Below are 17,544 nucleotides of genomic sequence, written 5' to 3'. Positions count from 1 at the left end.
CGGGATTTCCATGCGCAAATACATTCTCAACCCGGTCTTCCTCGGCTTCGTCGCGGTGGCGATCCTGTCGGCCTCGATCTGGTTCGTCGGCGATCTTCTGTTCGAGGACCCGGGCTGGATCCGCCTCTCGGCCATCGGCGTCATCACCTTCATCTGGCTGGCGTATTCCGCCTGGTGGCTGCTGCGCATCCGCCGCGCCAACAAGAAGATGATGGAGAGCATGGCCGCCCAGGCCGACGCCTCGGGCGAGGCGATCTCGGCCGAGGAGCAGGCCCTGCGGACCAAGTTCCAGGAGGCGATGCGCGACCTCGGCCAGCTTCAGTTCAAGGGCCGCGGCGGCGCGAAATACGTCTACCAGCTGCCCTGGTACGTGTTCGTCGGCCCGCCCGGATCGGGCAAGACCACCGCGCTCAAGGCGCTCGAGAAGACCGGGATGCAGTTCCTGCGCGCCTCGGGCGACAAGATCGACATCGAGGGCATGGGCGGCACCCGCAACTGCAACTGGGTGTTCACCAACGAAGCCGTGTTCATCGACACCGCCGGGCGCTATGTGCAGCAGGGCTCGGACGCGAAGGTGGATTCCGCCGCCTGGGGCAACTTCCTGCGGATGCTGCGCAAGGCCCGCCCGCTGGAGCCGATCAACGGCGCCATCGTGGCCATCGGCCTCGGCGAGCTGGCCCAGGCCTCGGAGGCCGAGATCGACGCCCACGCGAAGGCCCTGCGCGCGCGCCTGGACGAGCTGGCGGATGAGCTGGGCGCCCGCCCGCCGGTCTACGTGATGTTCACCAAGGCCGACCTGATCGCGGGCTTCACCGAGTTCTTCCAGCCCCTGCGCGACAAGGGCCAGGACCAGGTCTGGGGCGTGACCTTCGACGCCGAGGACCCGAAGGACCCGGCGACCTCGGTCAAGACCGCCCTCGCCGCGGTCCCCGCGGAATACGACCTGCTGATCGAACGGCTGGGCGAGATCCAGTTCGCCCGCCTCGACGATGCGCAGGATCCGGGGATGCGCGCCCGCCTGTTCGGCTTCCCGGCCCAGTTCGCCACCATGAAGCCGGTGGTGACGCGGTTCCTCGAGCAGGCCTTCGCCACGGGCCTCGATGCGAAACCGGCGATGCTGCGCGGCTTCTACTTCACCTCCGCCACCCAGGAAGGGCAGCCGGTGGACCGGCTGCTGACCCGCATGGCCCGCGATTTCGGCCTCGGGCGGCAGATGGTCGGCATGTTCTCGGGCAAGCCGCGGGCCTATTTCCTCGGGGACCTGCTGCGCGAGGTGATCTTCCCCGAACAGGGCATGGTGCGCCGCCAGCTGCGCGGCCGCGGGGCCGGGCGGGCGGCGTTCAAGATCGCCGCCTCGCTGCTGCTGCTGGCCGTGCCCGCGGCGCTGGCCTTCATGCTGTGGTCGGTGGCCGAGCATGACCGCAAGGAGGCCGCGGCCTTCGCCGCCGCCATGGACGCCTACCGCGCCGAGATCCTGGCCGAGGGGCTGGGCGAGGTGCCGCGCGACGCGCCGGTCCCCGACCTGGTCGAGGGCGAGGCCGCCCCGCCGCCGCCCGTGGTCGCCGTGCCGGTGGCCGATCCGAACCTGGAGCGGGTGCTCGACCCGCTGCTGATCCTGCAGGAGGCCCGCGCGCGGCTGCATTCCCAGGAGGCCGCCGCGCCCTACTGGGGCATGGGGATCGACGAAATCTCGACCCTGCGCGCCCAGGCCGACGCCGCCTATATCCAGGCGCTGGACGATTTGTTCCGCACCCGCATCCTGTTCCGGCTCGAACAGCTGATGGATGCGCGGCTGGACGAGCCGGGGCTGCTCTATGAAGACCTGAAGACCTACCTGATGGTCGGCGGCCGGGCGAAGACCCATTTCGACCCGGTCTATGTGAAGGACTCGCTGGTCGAACAGTGGACGACCGATCTCGGCGTCACCTCGCCGGTGGTGCCGGAACTGGTCTCGCATCTCGACCCCATGCTGGCGGCGATGACCGAGGGCAGGATCGGGGACCGCAGCCTGAACGACGAGGGGATCTCCCGCGCGCAGGGGGCGGTCAGCCAGATCAGCTTCGCAGAACGCGCCTGGGCGGGGCTGCGCCGGTCGCCCGAAGCGCGGGCGCTGGACCCGTGGAACCCGGCGGTGGAGGGCGGCAACCGCACCGACAACGTGTTCGTCCGGGCCTCGGGCGCGCCGCTTTCGGACCCGATCCCGGGCCTGTTCACCTATGAGGGCTTCTGGGGCTACATGATCGGCGCCGCGACCGAGGCCGCGGGGCTGGCCGAGGACGAGGCCTGGCTTCTGGCCGAGGACGCCGCGCGGCCCACCCGCTCCGAGGCCGGACAGATCCAGCGCGAGATCCTGGACCTCTATTACACCGAGTATGTCGAGCGCTGGGAGGGGATGCTGCGCGACCTGCGCATCGTCAATTTCCGCGATCTCGACCACGCCGAATCCGTGTTCCGCGACATCTCGGCGGCCGCCACGGTCAGCCCCTGGGTGCGCATCCTGGTCAGCGCCTCGCGGCAGACCGACCTGGCGGCGACCCCGGCCGAGGACAGCCCGTTCCTGTCCGAGGCGGCGAAGATGGCCATGCAGGGGCTGATGCACAAGTTCCAGCGCGGCGGCCGGCTGATCGAGGGGGCGGCCGCGCAGGCGGCGCAGAACACCCCCGGCCGCTTCGTGTCCGACACCTTCCGCGAGCTGCACGACTTCGTGCGCGACGGCGGCCCGTCGACCGAGGTGGACCGGGTGCGCAAATCGCTCAACGGCGTCTACCGGCGCCTCGGGGACATGAAGCAGAGCGCGGGCAAGCTGACGCTCCTGTCCTCGACCCCCGAGGGCAAGGACCTCTTGAACGACGTGCGCCGCGCGCCCGACAGCGTGCGCGAGCCGATCGTGGAGCTGTTCCGCCAGATCGAGACCCAGGGCGCGGCGGGGCTGAAGGCCGAGCTGAACGACATCTGGGCCGGGTCGGTCCTGCCCGAGTGCCGCGGGGCGCTCGAGGGGCGCTATCCCTTCGGCCGCGGCGCGGCGGTGGGGCTGATCGACCTGCAGGCGGTGCTCGGCCCGGGCGGGCGGCTCGACAGCTTCTTCCGGGACAACCTGACCCGCTTCGTCGACCAGACCCGCAGCCCGTGGCAGTGGACGGCGGAGGGGCGGCTGCTGGGCTTCTCGGTGCAGCCGCTGCAGTTCTTCGAGACGGTGCACAAGCTGCGCCGGGCCTATTTCCCCAACGGGCTTCCGGCCCCGCAGGTGAATATCGGCGTGCTGCCGAAGGCGTTCCCGGTGGGGTCGACCGCCGCGCGGGTGCAGATCGGCGGGCGGCTCGAGACCTTCGACGCGGCGCAGTTCCAGGGCCGGCAGCTGGCCTGGCCCGGCCCGCAGCCCGCCAACGGCGCGCTGGTCGCCATCGTCATGGGCGCGGGCGAGGGGGCCGAGGCCGAGCCGGGGACCGAGGCGGTGTTCTCGGAGGCCGGGGAGTGGGGCTTCTTCCGCATGCTCGACCGCGCCGCCGCGCCGCCGCGCCTGCTGGGCGCCGGGGACCGCGCGCGGGTGGAGTTCCGCATCCAGGGCTACCCGCTGCTGGTGGAGCTGTCGCTCGGGTCCTCGGTGAACCCGCTCTCGGTGGCGGATGAGCTGAAGGCCTTCCGCTGCCCGGGCTCCTTGCAGTGACGGGCCGGGGCCTTCTCGGGCGCCTCTTCGGGGGCGGCGACGCCCCCGCGGGGGGCCGGAAGGCCCATGGCGCGGCCCAGGGCGGGGAGGCGGCGCGGGCGCGCGGCAAGGCGCCGGGCGTGGCGCTGGCGCATGTCGGCTATTGCGGCAAGGCGCCCTCGGCCGGGGATTTCATCGCCCGCGGCCTGCCCCCGGCGGAACGGGAGCGGCTGGAGCGGTTCCTGGCGGATGGTTTGAAAGAGGCGCAGGCGGCGCCCGGCTTCGACGAGGGTTGGGCGGTGATGCCGGTCTGGCGCTTCGCGGCGCGGCCCGGGGCGCTGTGCGAAAGGCTGGCGGTGGGGGTGGTCTGCCCCTCGGTCGACCGGGTGGGACGGCGGTTTCCCCTCTGCCTCCTGGCGCTGGGAGAGGCGGGCGAGGATGCCGATCCCGACGCGCTGCTGGTCGCGGCGGCGCCATTCCTTGCATCCGCCGAGGCGGCGGCGATCCGGGCGCTGGACGCCGGGTTCCCGCCCGAGGCCGCCTTCGCCGAGGTGATGGCGGTGCGCCGCCTTCCGGCGCCGAACCCGGTGCAGGCCGGCGGCGCGGCCTCGGTCTGGGAGACGGGCGGCGGGCGCTATGGCGCGGCGGCGCGGGTCCCGGCGATGGGCGCGCCCTCGGCCCGCGCGGTGGCCGCGGCGATGATCGCCTCGGGGCGCGACGTCGCCGCCGGGCGCGACGCGGCGCTGGCGGCGGAGGCCGCGGAGGCGCCCCCGGAACCGCCCGCGCCCCCGGTGGAAGAGGGCGGCGCGGCCCGGCCCGAGACGGCGCCGGTGGAGACCGCCCCCGGGGCGCGGGACGCCGCGCCGACGGACGGCGCGGCGGCATCGACGGCGCAGGCCCCCTCCCCGCCGCCCGACGGCCCGCCGCTGTTCGCCGACGCGCCCGCCGCGGCGGATGACGCCCCATTGTTCCCCGAACCTGCCGCCCCGCCGCAGGACGCGCCGCTGTTCCCGGAGGCGCCCCTCGGCGCCCCGGAGGAGCCCCCGCTGTTCCACCGCGGCCCCGCCGCAGAGGCCGCGCCGCCGCTGTTCCCGGGCCTCGACGCCGCCCCGCCGCGTGAGGACGCCGCCGCCGACGCCGCTCCGGACGCCGCTTCCGCGGCCGACCCGCAGAAGGAGGGCCGCCCATGAGCTTCACCGGCGAGACCGCCCCGCAGACCATGCAGCCGCTCAGCCCCCGCGCGGGCGGGCGCACCGACCAGGGCCCGGTGCGCGACCACAACGAGGACGCGCTCGCCCTCAACCCCGCCGCGCAGATGTGGGCGGTGGCCGACGGGATGGGCGGGCACAGCCGCGGCGACTACGCCTCGGCCGCGCTGAAGACGGCGGTGGAGGAGGCGCCCGCCCTGCCCTCGCCCCGCGACCAGTTGCAGGACCTGATCGCCCGGGTCGGCGCCGTCAATGCGCGGCTGCGGGCCGAGGCGGCGGCGGACGGGACCGGGGCCATCGGCTCGACCCTCGTGGCGCTCCTGTCCGCGGGGCCGCACGGCCTCTTCGCCTGGATCGGCGACAGCCGCGGCTACCTGATGCGCGCCGGGCGGATGTCCCAGGTCACCCGGGATCATTCCGTGGTGCAGGCGCTGGTGGACAGCGGCCAGCTGGACGCGGACAAGGCCGAAAGCCACCCCCACGCCCATGTCCTGACCCGCGCCGTGGGCGCCGCGGACACGGCCGAGTTCGATTTCCAGCAGGTGGAGCTTCAGCGCGGCGACCGGGCGCTGCTGTGCTCGGACGGGCTGACGCGCACCCTGCCCGAGTCGCGCATCGCGGGTCTTCTGGCCGGGGCCGACGATCCGCAGGCCGCCGCCGACGCGCTGGTCCGGGCGGCGCTGGAGGCCACCGCGCAGGACAACGTCACCGCGCTGGTGGTGGAGTTCTACTGAGCCGCGCGGGGGGGGCCGCGCCGCTGTCTGCCGCCGGGCAAGCTCACGCCACCGGATCACGCGCCCTCACGCCCGCGTGATATGCTCGTAATTGCATATTAGCAGATTCACACCTATCAAGAAGTCCTCGAAGCGGCGCAGGTCGCGGGATGTAAAATTCCCGGCGGCCCGCGTCACGCCCCAGGCTTCAGAAGGTGCAACCCATGAAAGCGCGTAACGGTTTCGGCCGCAAACAGAACAACACGTCCACGCTTGACCAGGACGATCTCGACACCCTTCTCTTCATGATCGAGGAAGAGAAGATGGCCGGCGACATCTACGATGCGCTCTACGACCAGACCGGCCTCAATGTCTTCGCCAACATCGCGGCGTCCGAGGATCAGCACATGGACGTCCTCCTCGCCCAGGCGGAAAAGCTGGGGCTGACGCTGGACGCGATCCTGGCCGCCCCCGAGGGCGAGTACGTGAACCCCGAGATCCAGGCGATGTATGACGACCTGATGGCCCAGGCCTCGACCTCGACCGAGGCGGCGCTGAACGTCGGCGTGTTCATCGAGGAGACCGACATCATCGACCTCGCCGAAGCCTCGGCCGAGGTCGAGGGCACGCAGCTCGCCACCATCTACGACAACCTGCTCGCGGGCTCCGAGAACCACCTCGCGGCGTTCGAATCGCTTCTCGCCTGATCCTTCCCCTCACACCCCGGATCAGACGAAAACGGGCGGGACCGAAAGGCCCCGCCCGAACTGCATTCCACGCCCTGCCGGCGCGTCAGACCTCGCCGACGTAGATCTCGCGCTTGCCGACCTTGTTGGGGGGGCCGACGACGCCCTGCTCCTCCATCTGGTCGACGAGGCGCGCGGCCTTCTGGTAGCCGACCGACAGCCGCCGCTGGATGTAGGAGGTGGAGCACTTGCGTTCGCGCGCCACGATGGCGACGGCCTGGTCGTAGAGCTCCTCGTCCGAGCCGCCGGGGCCGCCATTGCCGCCCGAGCCCGCAAGGCCCAGCACCGCGTCGAGATCGGCCTCCTTCTCGGACTCCACGCCCTCGGTGACGCCGGAGACGTAATCCGGCTGGCCCTGGGCGCGCAGGTGGTTGACCACCTCTTCGACCTCTTCATCCGAGACGAACGGCCCGTGGACGCGGGTGATGCGCCCGCCGCCGGCCATGTAGAGCATGTCGCCCATGCCCAGCAGCTGCTCGGCGCCCTGCTCGCCCAGGATGGTGCGCGAATCGATCTTCGAGGTGACCTGGAACGAGATCCGGGTGGGGAAGTTGGCCTTGATCGTGCCGGTGATGACGTCGACCGAGGGGCGCTGGGTGGCCATGATCAGGTGGATGCCCGAGGCGCGCGCCATCTGCGCGAGGCGCTGGATGCAGGCCTCGATCTCCTTGCCCGCGACCATCATCAGGTCCGCCATCTCGTCGACGATCACGACGATGAAGGGCAGCTCCTCCGGCTCGAACTCCTGCGTCTCGAAGATCGGCTCGCCGGTGTCCTCGTGGAAGCCGGTCTGGACGGTGCGGCTGAAGCTCTCGCCCCGTTTCAGGGCGTCGCGCACGCGGGCGTTGTAGCCCTCGATGTTGCGCACGCCCATCTGGGACATCTTCTTGTAGCGGTCCTCCATCTCGGCCACCGTCCACTTGAGGGCGACGACGGCCTTCTTGGGGTCGGTGACGACGGGGGACAGAAGATGGGGGATGCCGTCATAGACGGACAGCTCCAGCATCTTCGGGTCGATCATGATCAGGCGGCAATCCTTGGGCGTGAGCCGGTAGAGCAGCGACAGGATCATGGTGTTGATCGCCACCGACTTGCCCGACCCGGTGGTGCCGGCGATCAAGAGGTGGGGCATCTTGGCGAGGTTGGTGATGACCGACTCGCCGCCGATATCCTTGCCCAGCGCCAGGAGCAGCCGGTCGCGGGCGTCGCCGAAGGCGCGCGATTCGACCAGTTCGCGGAACAGGACCTTCTCGCGGTGATCATTGGGCAGCTCGATGCCGATGATCGACCGGCCCGGGACGGTGGAGACGCGGGCGGCGAGCGCGGACATGGAGCGGGCGATGTCGTCGGCCAGCGAAATGACGCGGGACGCCTTCAGGCCCGGGGCCGGTTCGAGTTCATACATCGTGACGACCGGGCCGGGGCGCACCGAAACGATCTCTCCGCGGATCCCGTAATCGTCGAGCACGGCTTCGAGCAGGCGCGCGTTCTCCTCCAGCGCCTCGTCCGAGACGCCGCGGCGCTCCACCTCCCGCGGATCGGCGAGCAGCGAGATCGGGGGCAGCGCGTGCTCCTCGGCCGCCTCGGCCCCGCCGCCGAGGGCGAGGCCGGGCTGGCGCTCGGCCTGGGCCCGGGACGACAGCTGCTGCGGACGGCGGGCGGATTGCGAGACGACGACGCGCGGGGCGTCGCGGTCCTCGTCGGGCGACTCCTCGCCCGCGTCCCAATCCTGCGCCTCGTCCGGGACCATCTCGGCCTCGGCCTCCTCCGGCTCGGCGCGATCACGGGCGCCAAGCCCGCCGCCGAGGGCCGAGAGGCGGGCGACCATGCCGCGCTCTTCCTCCAGCTCCTCCGCCTCGGGCGCCGGGCCCTTGCGGGTCGCGCCGGCGGTCAGCTCGGGGTCGCGGCGGCGCGATCCGACGGGTTCGGGCGCATCAAGCCGCGAGGAGCGCGGGCCCATCGCCTTGCGCGCCGCGGCGGCGCCCGCGCCCCCGGCCAGCGCCGCGACGGCGCGGGAGGTGCGGGCCAGGCCCCGGCCCATCCAGCCGAGGCCCGCGCGGGTCTCCGCCCCGTTCAGGCCCAGCGCGAGGCCCGAGGCGGTCAGCGCCAGCGCCCCGCCCCCCAGCGTCAACGCCAGCATGGCCTGGGTCAGCGGCAGCGGGATGATCGGCAGAAGCTCGGTCAGGATCGCGTCGCCAAGCCCGCCGCCGAGGCCCCAGGGGTGCTCCCACCCCGCGGGCGGCACGTTGGAGGACGCGAAGGCCGCCAGCAGCGGCAGCGCCACCGGCGCGCCGAGCCCGAGGCGCGACCAGATCCGCCCCTCGCCCCGGCGCAGCACCAGCCGCAGCCCCCAGGCGCCGAGCAGCGCGGGCACGGCCCATGCGGACAGCCCGAGGCCGCGCATCATCGGGTCGGCGATATGCGATCCGGGCGCGCCCAGCAGGTTCTGCGCCGCGGCGCCGGTCGCGTTCAGGAAGGACGGGTCATCGGGATGCCAGGACCACAGCAGCGCGCCGAACGCGCCCGCCCCCGCAATGCCGAGAATGCCCAGCGACTGCACGCCCAGCCTGCGCAGCGCCGCCGAGATGGCGGGCGGCAGGAAGCCGGGCCGGGGCGCGGCTGCGTCCTCCGGCTCCGGCTCCGGCGAGAACAGCTCTTCCGGCGCAGGTCGGCTGCGGGAGAAGCCCATGGATCGCGATCCCTCCTGTCCTTCGAACTCGAACGGCACGGGTCAGCCCTCCAGGCAGTTCCGAATGCGGGTCAGCCCCTCGCGGACGTCCTCCACCGAGGCGACCAGCGCCACGCGCAGGAAGCCCGCGCCGGGGTCTCCGGCGCCGAGGCCCGGCGTGACGGGGCGCGACAGGTAATGGCCGGGCAGCGCCCGCACCCCCGCCTCGCGCCACAGCTTCAGGGCCGTCGCCTCGCCGTCCTCGGCCGTGGTCCCGGTCTGAAGCCACAGGAAGAATCCGGCCTCGGGGGCGGTGTAATAGGGGGCGCCGCCGAGGATCTCGTCCGCGATGGCGTATTTCCGCTGGTAGAGCGCGCGGGAGGCGTCGACATGCGCCTCGTCCGCCCAGACCTGCGCCGAGGCGGCCTGGATCGGCCCCGGGATCGGCGCCCCCGAATAAGCCCGCAACCGCTTCATCGACGCGATGGCGCGCGGGCCGCCCGCGGCGAAGCCCGAGCGCAGGCCCGGCAGGTTGGAGCGTTTCGACAGCGAGTGGAAGATCACCACCCGCTCCGGGTCCGCGCCCATGTCCTGCGCCACGCGAAGGGCGCTGGTGGGGGCGGCGTCGCGCCAGATCTCGGAATAGCACTCATCGGCGAAGACGGTGAAATCGTGCTGTTCGGCCAGCGCGATCAGCTTGCGCCAATAGCCTTCGGTCGCCACCGCGCCCTGCGGGTTGGCGGGCGAGCAGAGGTAGAAGATCGCCGTACGGTCGAGGATCTCGGGCGTCAGCGCGTCGAGGTCCGGCAGGAAGCCGCTCTCCGGCCCGCAGGCGGTGAAGATCGGCTCGGCCCCCACGGTCAGGGTGGCGGCGACATAGCACTGGTAGAACGGGTTGGGCAGGATCACCGCCGGGCGCTTGCCGTTCTTCTGCTCGGGGCAGAGGGCGAGGCAGGCGTTGAACAGCCCCTCGCGCGTGCCGTTGAGGGGGAAGATATGGGCGTCGGGGTCGCGCCGGGCCTCCTCGACGCCGAAACGGCGGCCGATCCAGTCGCTGATGGCGCCGCGCAGCTCCGGCAGCCCCTCATTCGCCGGGTAGCGCGACCAGAGGGCGGCGGCATCGTCCAGCGCCTGCCCGAGGAAGGGCGGCGCGGCGTGTTTGGGTTCGCCCAGCGACATGGCGATGGGTTCGGCGCCCGGGCTGTGGACGTCAAGCAAGGCGCGCAGGCGCGGGAAGGCGTATTCCGGCAGGTCCTGGAACCGCTGGGGAAGCTGCATCGATCTGGCCTCGAAACGCGCCCGTCTATCGCGCGGGCGTCATTGGCGGAATGATACGCGCCGGGGGGCGGCGCGTCCAGTTCACGGACCCGGCCCCTGCCGTCGCGCACGGCCGCAGGGCAAGAATACCGCGCCTGATGTTATGAATTGGTTAAAGTTAACGCCAAATGAGGCCGATCCGGCGCGGCGCGGGGCCCCAAGCGCCCCCGCGGCGCCCCCGCCCGGTTCCCAACGCGCCCCGGACATGTCATGTGAAAGCCATGCCGCGGCGACGCCTTCGCCGTTGAATCGCCGCGATGGAGCGCCATTTGACCGTCATGAAACGCATCGCCGCCGCCATCGGCCTGACCGCCCTCGCCGCTTCCGCAGCCGCCCCCGCCGGGGCGCAGGACGCCCGCGACCTCGCCCGCATCTCGGCCTATCTGAACGGGCTGACCACCGCCGAAGGAGACTTCGTGCAGGTGGCGCCCGACGGCTCGGTCTCGGACGGGAAGTTCTACATCTCCCGCCCCGGGCGCATCCGCTTCGAATACACGCCGCCGAACCCCACGCTTGTGGTCGCGGACGGCGTCTGGGTGGTGGTGTTCGACCTGCGCGACTGCAGCCAGCAGACCGCGCCGCTGTCGGAAACCCCGCTGGACCTGCTGCTGAAGGAACGGGTGAACCTGCGGGCCGAAGGCGCCGTCACCGGGGTCGAGACCGCGGGCGGCCAGATGCGCGTCACCGCCGTCGACCCGGACCGCCCGGCGGAAGGCCAGATGACCATGGTGTTCTCGGAAAACCCGCTCGAGCTGCGGCAGTGGATCATCACCGACGGCCAGGGCCAGACCACCACCGTGGCCCTCTCCGAGGTCCGCCGCGGCGTGCAGATCAGCCCCGCCAAGTTCGCCCCCGCGGCGGTGAAGCTCGACGAGTGCAAGAACTGACGGGCTGAGCGCGCCCCTGTCCGAAGCGCCCCCGCGCGGGGCGGGGCCAGGGGGGAGACGCGCGGCAGCGCGGGGCGGGCGGGCCGCCGGCGCCCGGAGGGCGGCAGGCCCGACAGCCCCGCGCGCGACAAGACGAAGGGGGCGCAGCCGACCGGCCGCGCCCCCTTCTCATGCCCGGCAAGACGCCCGGCCCAATGCCCGGCGAGACGCCTCAGCGCCCCTTGAACACCGGCGCGCGCTTCTCCTTCATCGCCGCGACGCCCTCCTGCAGGTCCTCCGACGCCCAGCAGGCCGCGATCCGCGCCCGCGCCGCCTCGGCGTCGAGCTCCCGCCGCGACAGCTCGTCGATGGTCCGCTTCATTCCCTGCACCGCCATCGGCGCGAATCCCGCCGCCGTCTCGGCCAGCCCGCGCGCCACCGCGGCGACCTCGGCCTTCTCCACCAGCCGGTCGAGGAACCCGACCCGCTCCAGCCCCTCGGCGTCCAGCGTCTCGACCAGCAGGAACATCCGCCGCGCCACCTGGGCCCCGAGCTTGCGCACCGCCCGGTCGATCCCCGAGGGCTCGTAATGGATCCCCAGCCGCGCCGGCGGCACGAAGGCCTTCATCCCCGCGCCCCCGACCCGGAAATCGCAGCTCAGCGCGATCTCCACGCCGCCGCCATAAACGCCGCCGTTCAGCGAACAGACCGTCGGGGCCGGGAACGCCTCGAGCGCATCGCAGAACTGGGTCAGCGGGTTGGCGCCCGGCACGAAGGCCGCGCCGCCCCCCGCGCCGACATCCCCGAGGCTCGCGCCCGCGCAGAAGGTCTTCTCCCCCGCGCCGGTGACGATCAGCCCGCGCACCCCGGCGGCCTCGGCCTGCGCCAGCAGCGCCTTGCCGACCTCGAAATCCGCCAGCTCCAGCGAATTGTGCCGCTCCGGGCGGTTCAGCGTCAGGACGGCCACGCCGCCGGCATCTTCGGGCAGCTCCAGCAGGATCGCGGGATTGTCGCTCATCTCTCTCACTCCCCGAAGGTCACGAACACGGGCGCGTGGTCCGAGGGCTTCTCCCAGCCCCGGGCCTCGCGCAGGATCCGCGCGGACTGCGACCGCGCCGCCAGCCCGGGCGTGGCCCAGACATGATCCAGCCGCCGCCCCTTGTCCGCCGCGTCCCAGTCCCGCGCGCGATAGGACCACCAGGAGTACAGCTTGCCCTCGGGCAGGTGCTTGCGCACCACGTCCTCCCAGCCGCCGCGGGCGCGGGCCGCCTCGAACTTCTCCACCTCGATCGGGGTGTGAGAGACGACCTTCAAGAGCTGCTTGTGGGACCAGACGTCATCCTCGCCCGGCGCGATGTTCAGGTCCCCGACCAGCACCGCCTCGCCGTCCTGGCCTTCGAAATGCGCGGCCATCTGGTCGACGAATTTCAGCTTGTGATCGAATTTGGGGTTGGTGGCCACGTCGGGCTCGTCGCCGCCCGCGGGGACATAAAGGTTGTGCACCACCTCGCCTCCCGGCAGCCGCGCGGCCACGTGGCGGGCGTCGCCCTTGCCGACCCAGTCGACATGCTCCACCGGCTCCAGCGGGATCCGCGACAGGATCGCGACGCCGTTATAGCCTTTCTCTCCCCGCGCCTGGGCGTATTTCCACCCGAGCTGCTCGAAGATCGGGAACGGGATCTTGTCCACGGGCGACTTCGTTTCCTGCAGGCACAGCACGTCGGGCTTTTCCTCGCGCAGCAGGGCGGCGACGAGGTCGGCGCGCAGGCGGACCGAGTTGATGTTCCAGGTGCAGATGGTGAAGGCCATGGACGGGTCCCGTGACGAAGAAGGCGCTGCGGCGCGAAGGTCCCGGACCATGCCCCGCGGGGGGCGGGTTCTCAACCCCGGGCGCGCAGGGCGCAAGGGCGCGGCCCCGCCGACCGTCCGCCGCCGGGCGCACGCCCCCCGGCGCCGCGGCGCCCGCGGTTTTCCGCGCCGCAGCGTCGCACGACGGCCCGCCGCCCTCGCGCGCGATGGGGGGAGTTGCTAATCCTTTGGGCGTTGAATCCATTTATCCAGCGACGCGCAACGCGGGCCGAAGCGCCGGACGCGGCGCGCCGCGCCATTCGCGAACGATAGCCAGCCCATGCCAGACGACGACACGCCGCCGAACGCCCCGCTTCCGCTCGTGGTCGCCCTCGAGGGCGGGCTGACCGGCGTGAACACGTTGCACGAAGCGGTCGCCGCCCGCCTGTCCGCCGCGCCGGCCGAGGCGCCGCGCCTGCTGGGCCTCGCCCGCTCCGGCCGCCTGCGCGCCGCGATGGCCGAGGACGCGCCCCTCGACCCCGCCGCCCTGCCGCTGCACGAGGAGGTCCTGGAGCGCCTGCGCGCCGCGCGGGCCGAGGGACGGGCCACCGCGCTGCTCGCCGCCGACGCCCGCCTCGGGGAGGCGGTGGCCGGGGCGCTCGGGCTGTTCGACGAGGTTCTGGCCCCCGAGACGCCCGACCCCGCCGCCGCCGCGGCGCTGCCCGGGGCGCGGTTCGGGGCGGGGGGCTATGTCTTCATCGGGCCCGCCGCCGACCGCGCGGCCTTCGCGGGCGCGGCCGAGGCGTCCACCGTCCGGGCCGCCCCCGCCGCGCGCAAGGCGGCCGAGGCGCTGGCGCCGGGGGCCGGGCACATCGCCCCCCGTCCCGGCGGCGCCGCGGCGCTCAAACCCTGGATCAAGGCGCTTCGGCCGCGGCAATGGGCCAAGAACGCGCTGATCTTCGCGCCGCTGCTGGCCGCCCACCAGGCGGCGGGGTTCGGCGCGGCGCTGGCGGCGTTCGTCGCGTTCTCGCTGCTCGCCTCCTCGGTCTATCTCGTGAACGACATGCTGGACCTGAAGGCGGACCGGGCGCACCCGCGCAAGCGCGCGCGGCCCTTCGCGGCGGGCGACGTGCCGATCGGCCCCGGCGCCGGGGTCGCGGCGGGGCTGGTCGCGGTCTCGATCCTGGTCGCGCTGCTGTTCACGCCGCTCGCCTTCCTCGGGGTGCTGGCGGCCTATTACGTGCTGACCTGGGCGTATTCGCTGACGCTCAAGCGCAAGCTGATCCTCGACATCTGGACGCTCTCGGCGCTCTACACCATCCGCATCGTGGCGGGGGCGGCGGCGACCGCGCTGCCGCTGTCGCCCTGGATGCTGGGCTTCTCGATCTTCCTGTTCCTGTCGCTGGCGGCCGTCAAACGCATGGCCGAGCTCGAGGACCAGATCAAGCGGGGGGTGGAGCAGACCGCGGGCCGCGCCTACCGGACCGACGACCTGCCGGTGGTGCGGGGCCTGGCGATGAGCACGGGGACCGCCTCGGTGCTCGCGCTCGCGCTCTACATCTCCTCGCCCGAGGCGCAGGCGCTCTATTCCTCGCCCACGCTGTTGTGGTTCGTCTGCGTGCTGATGCTCTACTGGGTGTCGCGCATGGTGATGGTGACCCATCGCGGGGACATGGACGACGACCCGGTCGTGTTCGCGATGAAGGACCGGGTGAGCCTGTCGGTCCTCGTGCTCTGCGCCCTCTCCTTCGTCGCGGCGGGCGCGCTGTGAGCGGCGCGGGTTCCGAGGCGGCGCCCGCCCAGGCGCAGATGTCGCTGGCGCGGCTGGCGACGCTCTACGCCGCGTTCGGCGTGGTGTCGACGATCGCCAACCTGGGGGCGCAGTGGGGTTCGCGGGCGGCCTGGTCGCCCGCGCCGGGGACGCTCGACCTCGCTTACTGGTTCGCGCTGGCGGTGGGCACCGGCGTGGGGCTGGTGGTGAAGTTCGTGCTCGACAAGTTCTTCATCTTCGACGACCGCGCGGCCGCGGGGGCGAAGCAGCACGGGACGCAGTTCGCCCTCTACACCGCCATGGGCATCGCCACGACGGTGATCTTCTGGGGCGCGCAATCGGCGGCCTTCGTGATCTGGGCGACGGACATGGCGGCCACGGTGGGCGGGGCCGTCGGCCTCGGCATCGGCTATGTCGTGAAATACCAGCTCGACAAGCGGTTCGTGTTCACCGCCGGGGCGCGCAAGGACGGCGCGGCATGACCGGCGTGCGGGAGATCTGGGGCTGGGGCCGCTGGCCGCGCCGCGCCTGCGCGGTGGCCCGGCCCGCCAGCCCCGACGCGGCGGCGCAGGCGGCGGCGCGGGGGCCGGAGCTGATCGCCCGCGGGCTCGGGCGGTCTTACGGGGCGCCGGCGATGAACCCGCGGCTGACGCTCGACATGACCGGCTGCGACCGGATCCTGGGGTTCGACCCGCAGACCGGCGCGGTGACGGCGGAAGCGGGGGTGAGCCTTGGCGATCTGATCGCGCATTTCCTGCCCCGCGGCTGGTTCCCCGCGGTGACGCCGGGGACCAAGTTCGTGACCCTCGGCGGCGCCATCGGCAGCGACGTGCATGGCAAGAACCACCACGACGCGGGCAGTTTCGGCGACCATGTCGACTGGTTCGACCTCGCGCTCGCCTCGGGCGAGGTGGCGCGCTGCTCGCGGACCGAGAATGCGGACCTGTTCAACGCCACCCTCGGGGGCATGGGCCTGACCGGGGTGATCCTGCGCGCGCAGGTCCGCCTGCGGGCGGTGGAGACCGGGTATTTCCGCCAGCGCACCGTCGTGGCGGGCAATCTCGACGCGGCCATCGCCGCGTTCGAGGACAATTACCACGTCCCCTATTCCGTCGCCTGGATCGACGTGCTGGCGCGCGGCGCGGCGCGGGGACGCTCGTTGATCTACCTCGCCGATCACGCGCGGGCGGCGGAGCTGCCGCGCCACCTGGGCGATCCGCTGGGCCCGCCGCGCAAGCGCCCGAAGACGGTGCCGATGGACGCCCCCAACGGCGCGCTCAACGGGCTGTCGGTGAAGGCGTTCAACAAGCTCTATTACGCCAAGGGGGCGAAGGCGCCGGAAACGGCCTTCGTCGACTGGGATACGTACATGTACCCGCTCGACAGCCTGCTGCACTGGAACCGCATCTATGGCCGCCGCGGCTTCGCGCAGTACCAGGCGGTGATCCCGCTCGCGACCGCGCGGGACGCGCTGGACGAACAGCTCGCCGCCATCGCCGGGGCGGGGATGGGCTCGTTCCTCGCGGTCCTCAAACGCATGGGGCCGGGGGCGCCGGAGCGGCCCTTCTCCTTTCCGATGGAGGGCTACACGCTGGCCCTCGACTTCCCGCTCTCCTCGGCCGCGCTGACGCTGATGGACCGGCTGGATGAAATCACGCTGGCGGCGGGGGGCCGCCTCTACCTCGCCAAGGATGCACGCATGACCCAGAGAACCTTCGAGCGCGGCTATCCCGAGGGCCGCGCCGCCTTCGACGCCCTGGCCCGCCGCGACGCCGCCGCGCCCCGGTTCCGGTCGATCCAGTCCGAGGGGCTGGGGCTGTGAGCGGGGCGAGCAACCCGAAGGGCGGGAACGGCGACCGCCCGGTGCTGGTGCTGGGCGCCAAGTCCGACATGGCGCGGGCCATCGCCCGGGCGCTGGCCGAACGCGGCCACCCGATCCAGCTCGCCGCCCGGAGCCCCGAGGACATCGCCCGCGACGCCGCGGACCTGACCGCGCGCTATGGCGTGCCCGCCACCTGCCACGCCTATGACGCCGAGGCCCCGGCCGAGGGCGAGGGCGGCGCGGCGGGGCTGCTGGCAGGTCTTCCCGCCGCCCCTTCCATCGCCATCTGCGCCGTCGGCTTCATGCCCGAGCAGGAGGAAAGCGCGAACGACCCCGCCCTCGGGCGCCGGGTGATCGCCGCCAACTTCACCGGCCCGGCCCAGGCGCTGGAGATGATCGCGGGCAGGATGCACGCGACCGGCCTGCCCTGCGCGGTGGTCGGCATCAGCTCGGTCGCCGGCGACCGGGGCCGGGCCAAGAACTACGTCTACGGCGCCGCCAAGGCGGGGTTCAGCGAATGGCTGTCGGGGATGCGCCAGAAATACGCCGCCTCGAAGGTGCAGGTGCTGACCGTGAAGCCCGGCTTCGTGAACACCGCGATGACCGCCGGGATGGACACCCCCGCGCCGCTGACCTCGCAGCCCGAGGACGTGGCGAAGGCGGTGCTCAAGGGCCTCGACGGCGGCAAGACGCTGGTGATGGACCCCAAGTGGCGGCTCATCATGGCGATCATCACCCACCTGCCCGAAAAGATCTTCATGAAGACCAAGTTCTGACGCGGGGCGCCCCCCCGCGCGCGCGCCGGCGCCGGACCGGCATGAAAAACGCCCGCTCCCCGGTCCGGGGGGCGGGCGTTTTTCATGCGCAAACCTGAAGCGAAAATCAGGCGGCGCCCGGCGGTAAGAGGGGGGGAAGCCGCCGGGCGCCGGTCCGGCATTGCGTCTCGCGCGAGGGGGGAGCGCGAGGGGTTCGACGAGGCCGAGGCATCGCCGCGCGACCGGA

At 72.6% G+C, this 17,544-nt stretch carries 13 protein-coding genes; 9 read left to right on the top strand and 4 right to left on the bottom strand.

What is annotated here, in order from left to right; all coding sequences use genetic code 11:
- The first annotated feature begins 10 nt into the window (after positions 1 to 10).
- From tssM to ACQ5SO_RS12390, 4 genes are all read left to right on the top strand, one after another.
- Positions 11 to 3,664, top strand: a complete 3,654-nt coding sequence (tssM, locus tag ACQ5SO_RS12405; RefSeq protein ID WP_430941920.1) for a type VI secretion system membrane subunit TssM — start codon at positions 11 to 13, stop codon at positions 3,662 to 3,664.
- Positions 3,661 to 4,833: a type VI secretion system-associated protein TagF gene (gene tagF, locus ACQ5SO_RS12400; RefSeq protein ID WP_430941919.1), complete on the top strand. Its 1,173-nt coding sequence runs from the start codon at positions 3,661 to 3,663 to the stop codon at positions 4,831 to 4,833. Before tssM ends, tagF begins: the two co-directional genes overlap by 4 nt.
- A complete protein-coding gene (locus ACQ5SO_RS12395; RefSeq protein WP_430941918.1) occupies positions 4,830 to 5,585 on the top strand; it encodes a PP2C family protein-serine/threonine phosphatase in 756 nt (251 codons plus the stop codon). The genes tagF and ACQ5SO_RS12395 overlap by 4 nt, the downstream gene beginning before the upstream one ends.
- 203 nt (positions 5,586 to 5,788) lie before the next feature.
- Positions 5,789 to 6,271 (top strand): DUF2202 domain-containing protein, encoded by a 483-nt coding sequence (locus ACQ5SO_RS12390; protein WP_430941917.1) that lies wholly within the window; start codon positions 5,789 to 5,791, stop codon positions 6,269 to 6,271.
- Positions 6,272 to 6,356: 85 nt separating this feature from the next.
- Here ACQ5SO_RS12390 and ACQ5SO_RS12385 read toward each other — a convergent pair whose 3' ends face one another.
- Positions 6,357 to 8,999 (bottom strand): DNA translocase FtsK, encoded by a 2,643-nt coding sequence (locus ACQ5SO_RS12385; RefSeq protein WP_430941916.1) that lies wholly within the window; start codon positions 8,997 to 8,999, stop codon positions 6,357 to 6,359.
- Between the two features lie 42 nt (positions 9,000 to 9,041).
- Positions 9,042 to 10,256: an aminotransferase class I/II-fold pyridoxal phosphate-dependent enzyme gene (locus tag ACQ5SO_RS12380; protein WP_430941915.1), complete on the bottom strand. Its 1,215-nt coding sequence runs from the start codon at positions 10,254 to 10,256 to the stop codon at positions 9,042 to 9,044.
- 317 nt (positions 10,257 to 10,573) lie between these two features.
- On the opposite strand from ACQ5SO_RS12380, the gene ACQ5SO_RS12375 reads away from it, so the two are divergent.
- Positions 10,574 to 11,182, top strand: coding sequence for an outer membrane lipoprotein carrier protein LolA (locus ACQ5SO_RS12375; RefSeq protein WP_430941914.1), 609 nt, complete (start codon positions 10,574 to 10,576; stop codon positions 11,180 to 11,182).
- A gap of 211 nt (positions 11,183 to 11,393) precedes the next feature.
- Here ACQ5SO_RS12375 and ACQ5SO_RS12370 read toward each other — a convergent pair whose 3' ends face one another.
- Positions 11,394 to 12,179, bottom strand: coding sequence for an enoyl-CoA hydratase/isomerase family protein (locus ACQ5SO_RS12370; protein ID WP_430941913.1), 786 nt, complete (start codon positions 12,177 to 12,179; stop codon positions 11,394 to 11,396).
- A 5-nt stretch (positions 12,180 to 12,184) separates the two neighbouring features.
- Positions 12,185 to 12,970 (bottom strand): exodeoxyribonuclease III, encoded by a 786-nt coding sequence (locus ACQ5SO_RS12365; RefSeq protein WP_430941912.1) that lies wholly within the window; start codon positions 12,968 to 12,970, stop codon positions 12,185 to 12,187.
- A gap of 319 nt (positions 12,971 to 13,289) precedes the next feature.
- Here ACQ5SO_RS12365 and ACQ5SO_RS12360 point away from each other — a divergent pair, with 319 nt between their 5' ends.
- The 4 genes from ACQ5SO_RS12360 to ACQ5SO_RS12345 are packed head-to-tail and all read left to right on the top strand — an operon-like array spanning position 13,290 to position 17,318.
- A complete protein-coding gene (locus tag ACQ5SO_RS12360; protein ID WP_430941911.1) occupies positions 13,290 to 14,720 on the top strand; it encodes a UbiA family prenyltransferase in 1,431 nt (476 codons plus the stop codon).
- A complete protein-coding gene (locus ACQ5SO_RS12355; RefSeq protein ID WP_430941910.1) occupies positions 14,717 to 15,202 on the top strand; it encodes a GtrA family protein in 486 nt (161 codons plus the stop codon). Before ACQ5SO_RS12360 ends, ACQ5SO_RS12355 begins: the two co-directional genes overlap by 4 nt.
- A complete protein-coding gene (locus ACQ5SO_RS12350) occupies positions 15,199 to 16,542 on the top strand; it encodes an FAD-binding protein (RefSeq protein WP_430941909.1) in 1,344 nt (447 codons plus the stop codon). The genes ACQ5SO_RS12355 and ACQ5SO_RS12350 overlap by 4 nt, the downstream gene beginning before the upstream one ends.
- Positions 16,539 to 17,318, top strand: coding sequence for an SDR family NAD(P)-dependent oxidoreductase (locus tag ACQ5SO_RS12345; protein WP_430941908.1), 780 nt, complete (start codon positions 16,539 to 16,541; stop codon positions 17,316 to 17,318). The genes ACQ5SO_RS12350 and ACQ5SO_RS12345 overlap by 4 nt, the downstream gene beginning before the upstream one ends.
- Positions 17,319 to 17,544: the final 226 nt, after the last annotated feature.

The organism is Rhodovulum sp. DZ06 (genome assembly GCF_050586345.1).
Classification (GTDB): domain Bacteria; phylum Pseudomonadota; class Alphaproteobacteria; order Rhodobacterales; family Rhodobacteraceae; genus JBOCEF01.
Note: the sequence above shows the minus strand (reverse complement) of the source record. Positions and strands in the feature narration are given on the sequence as shown.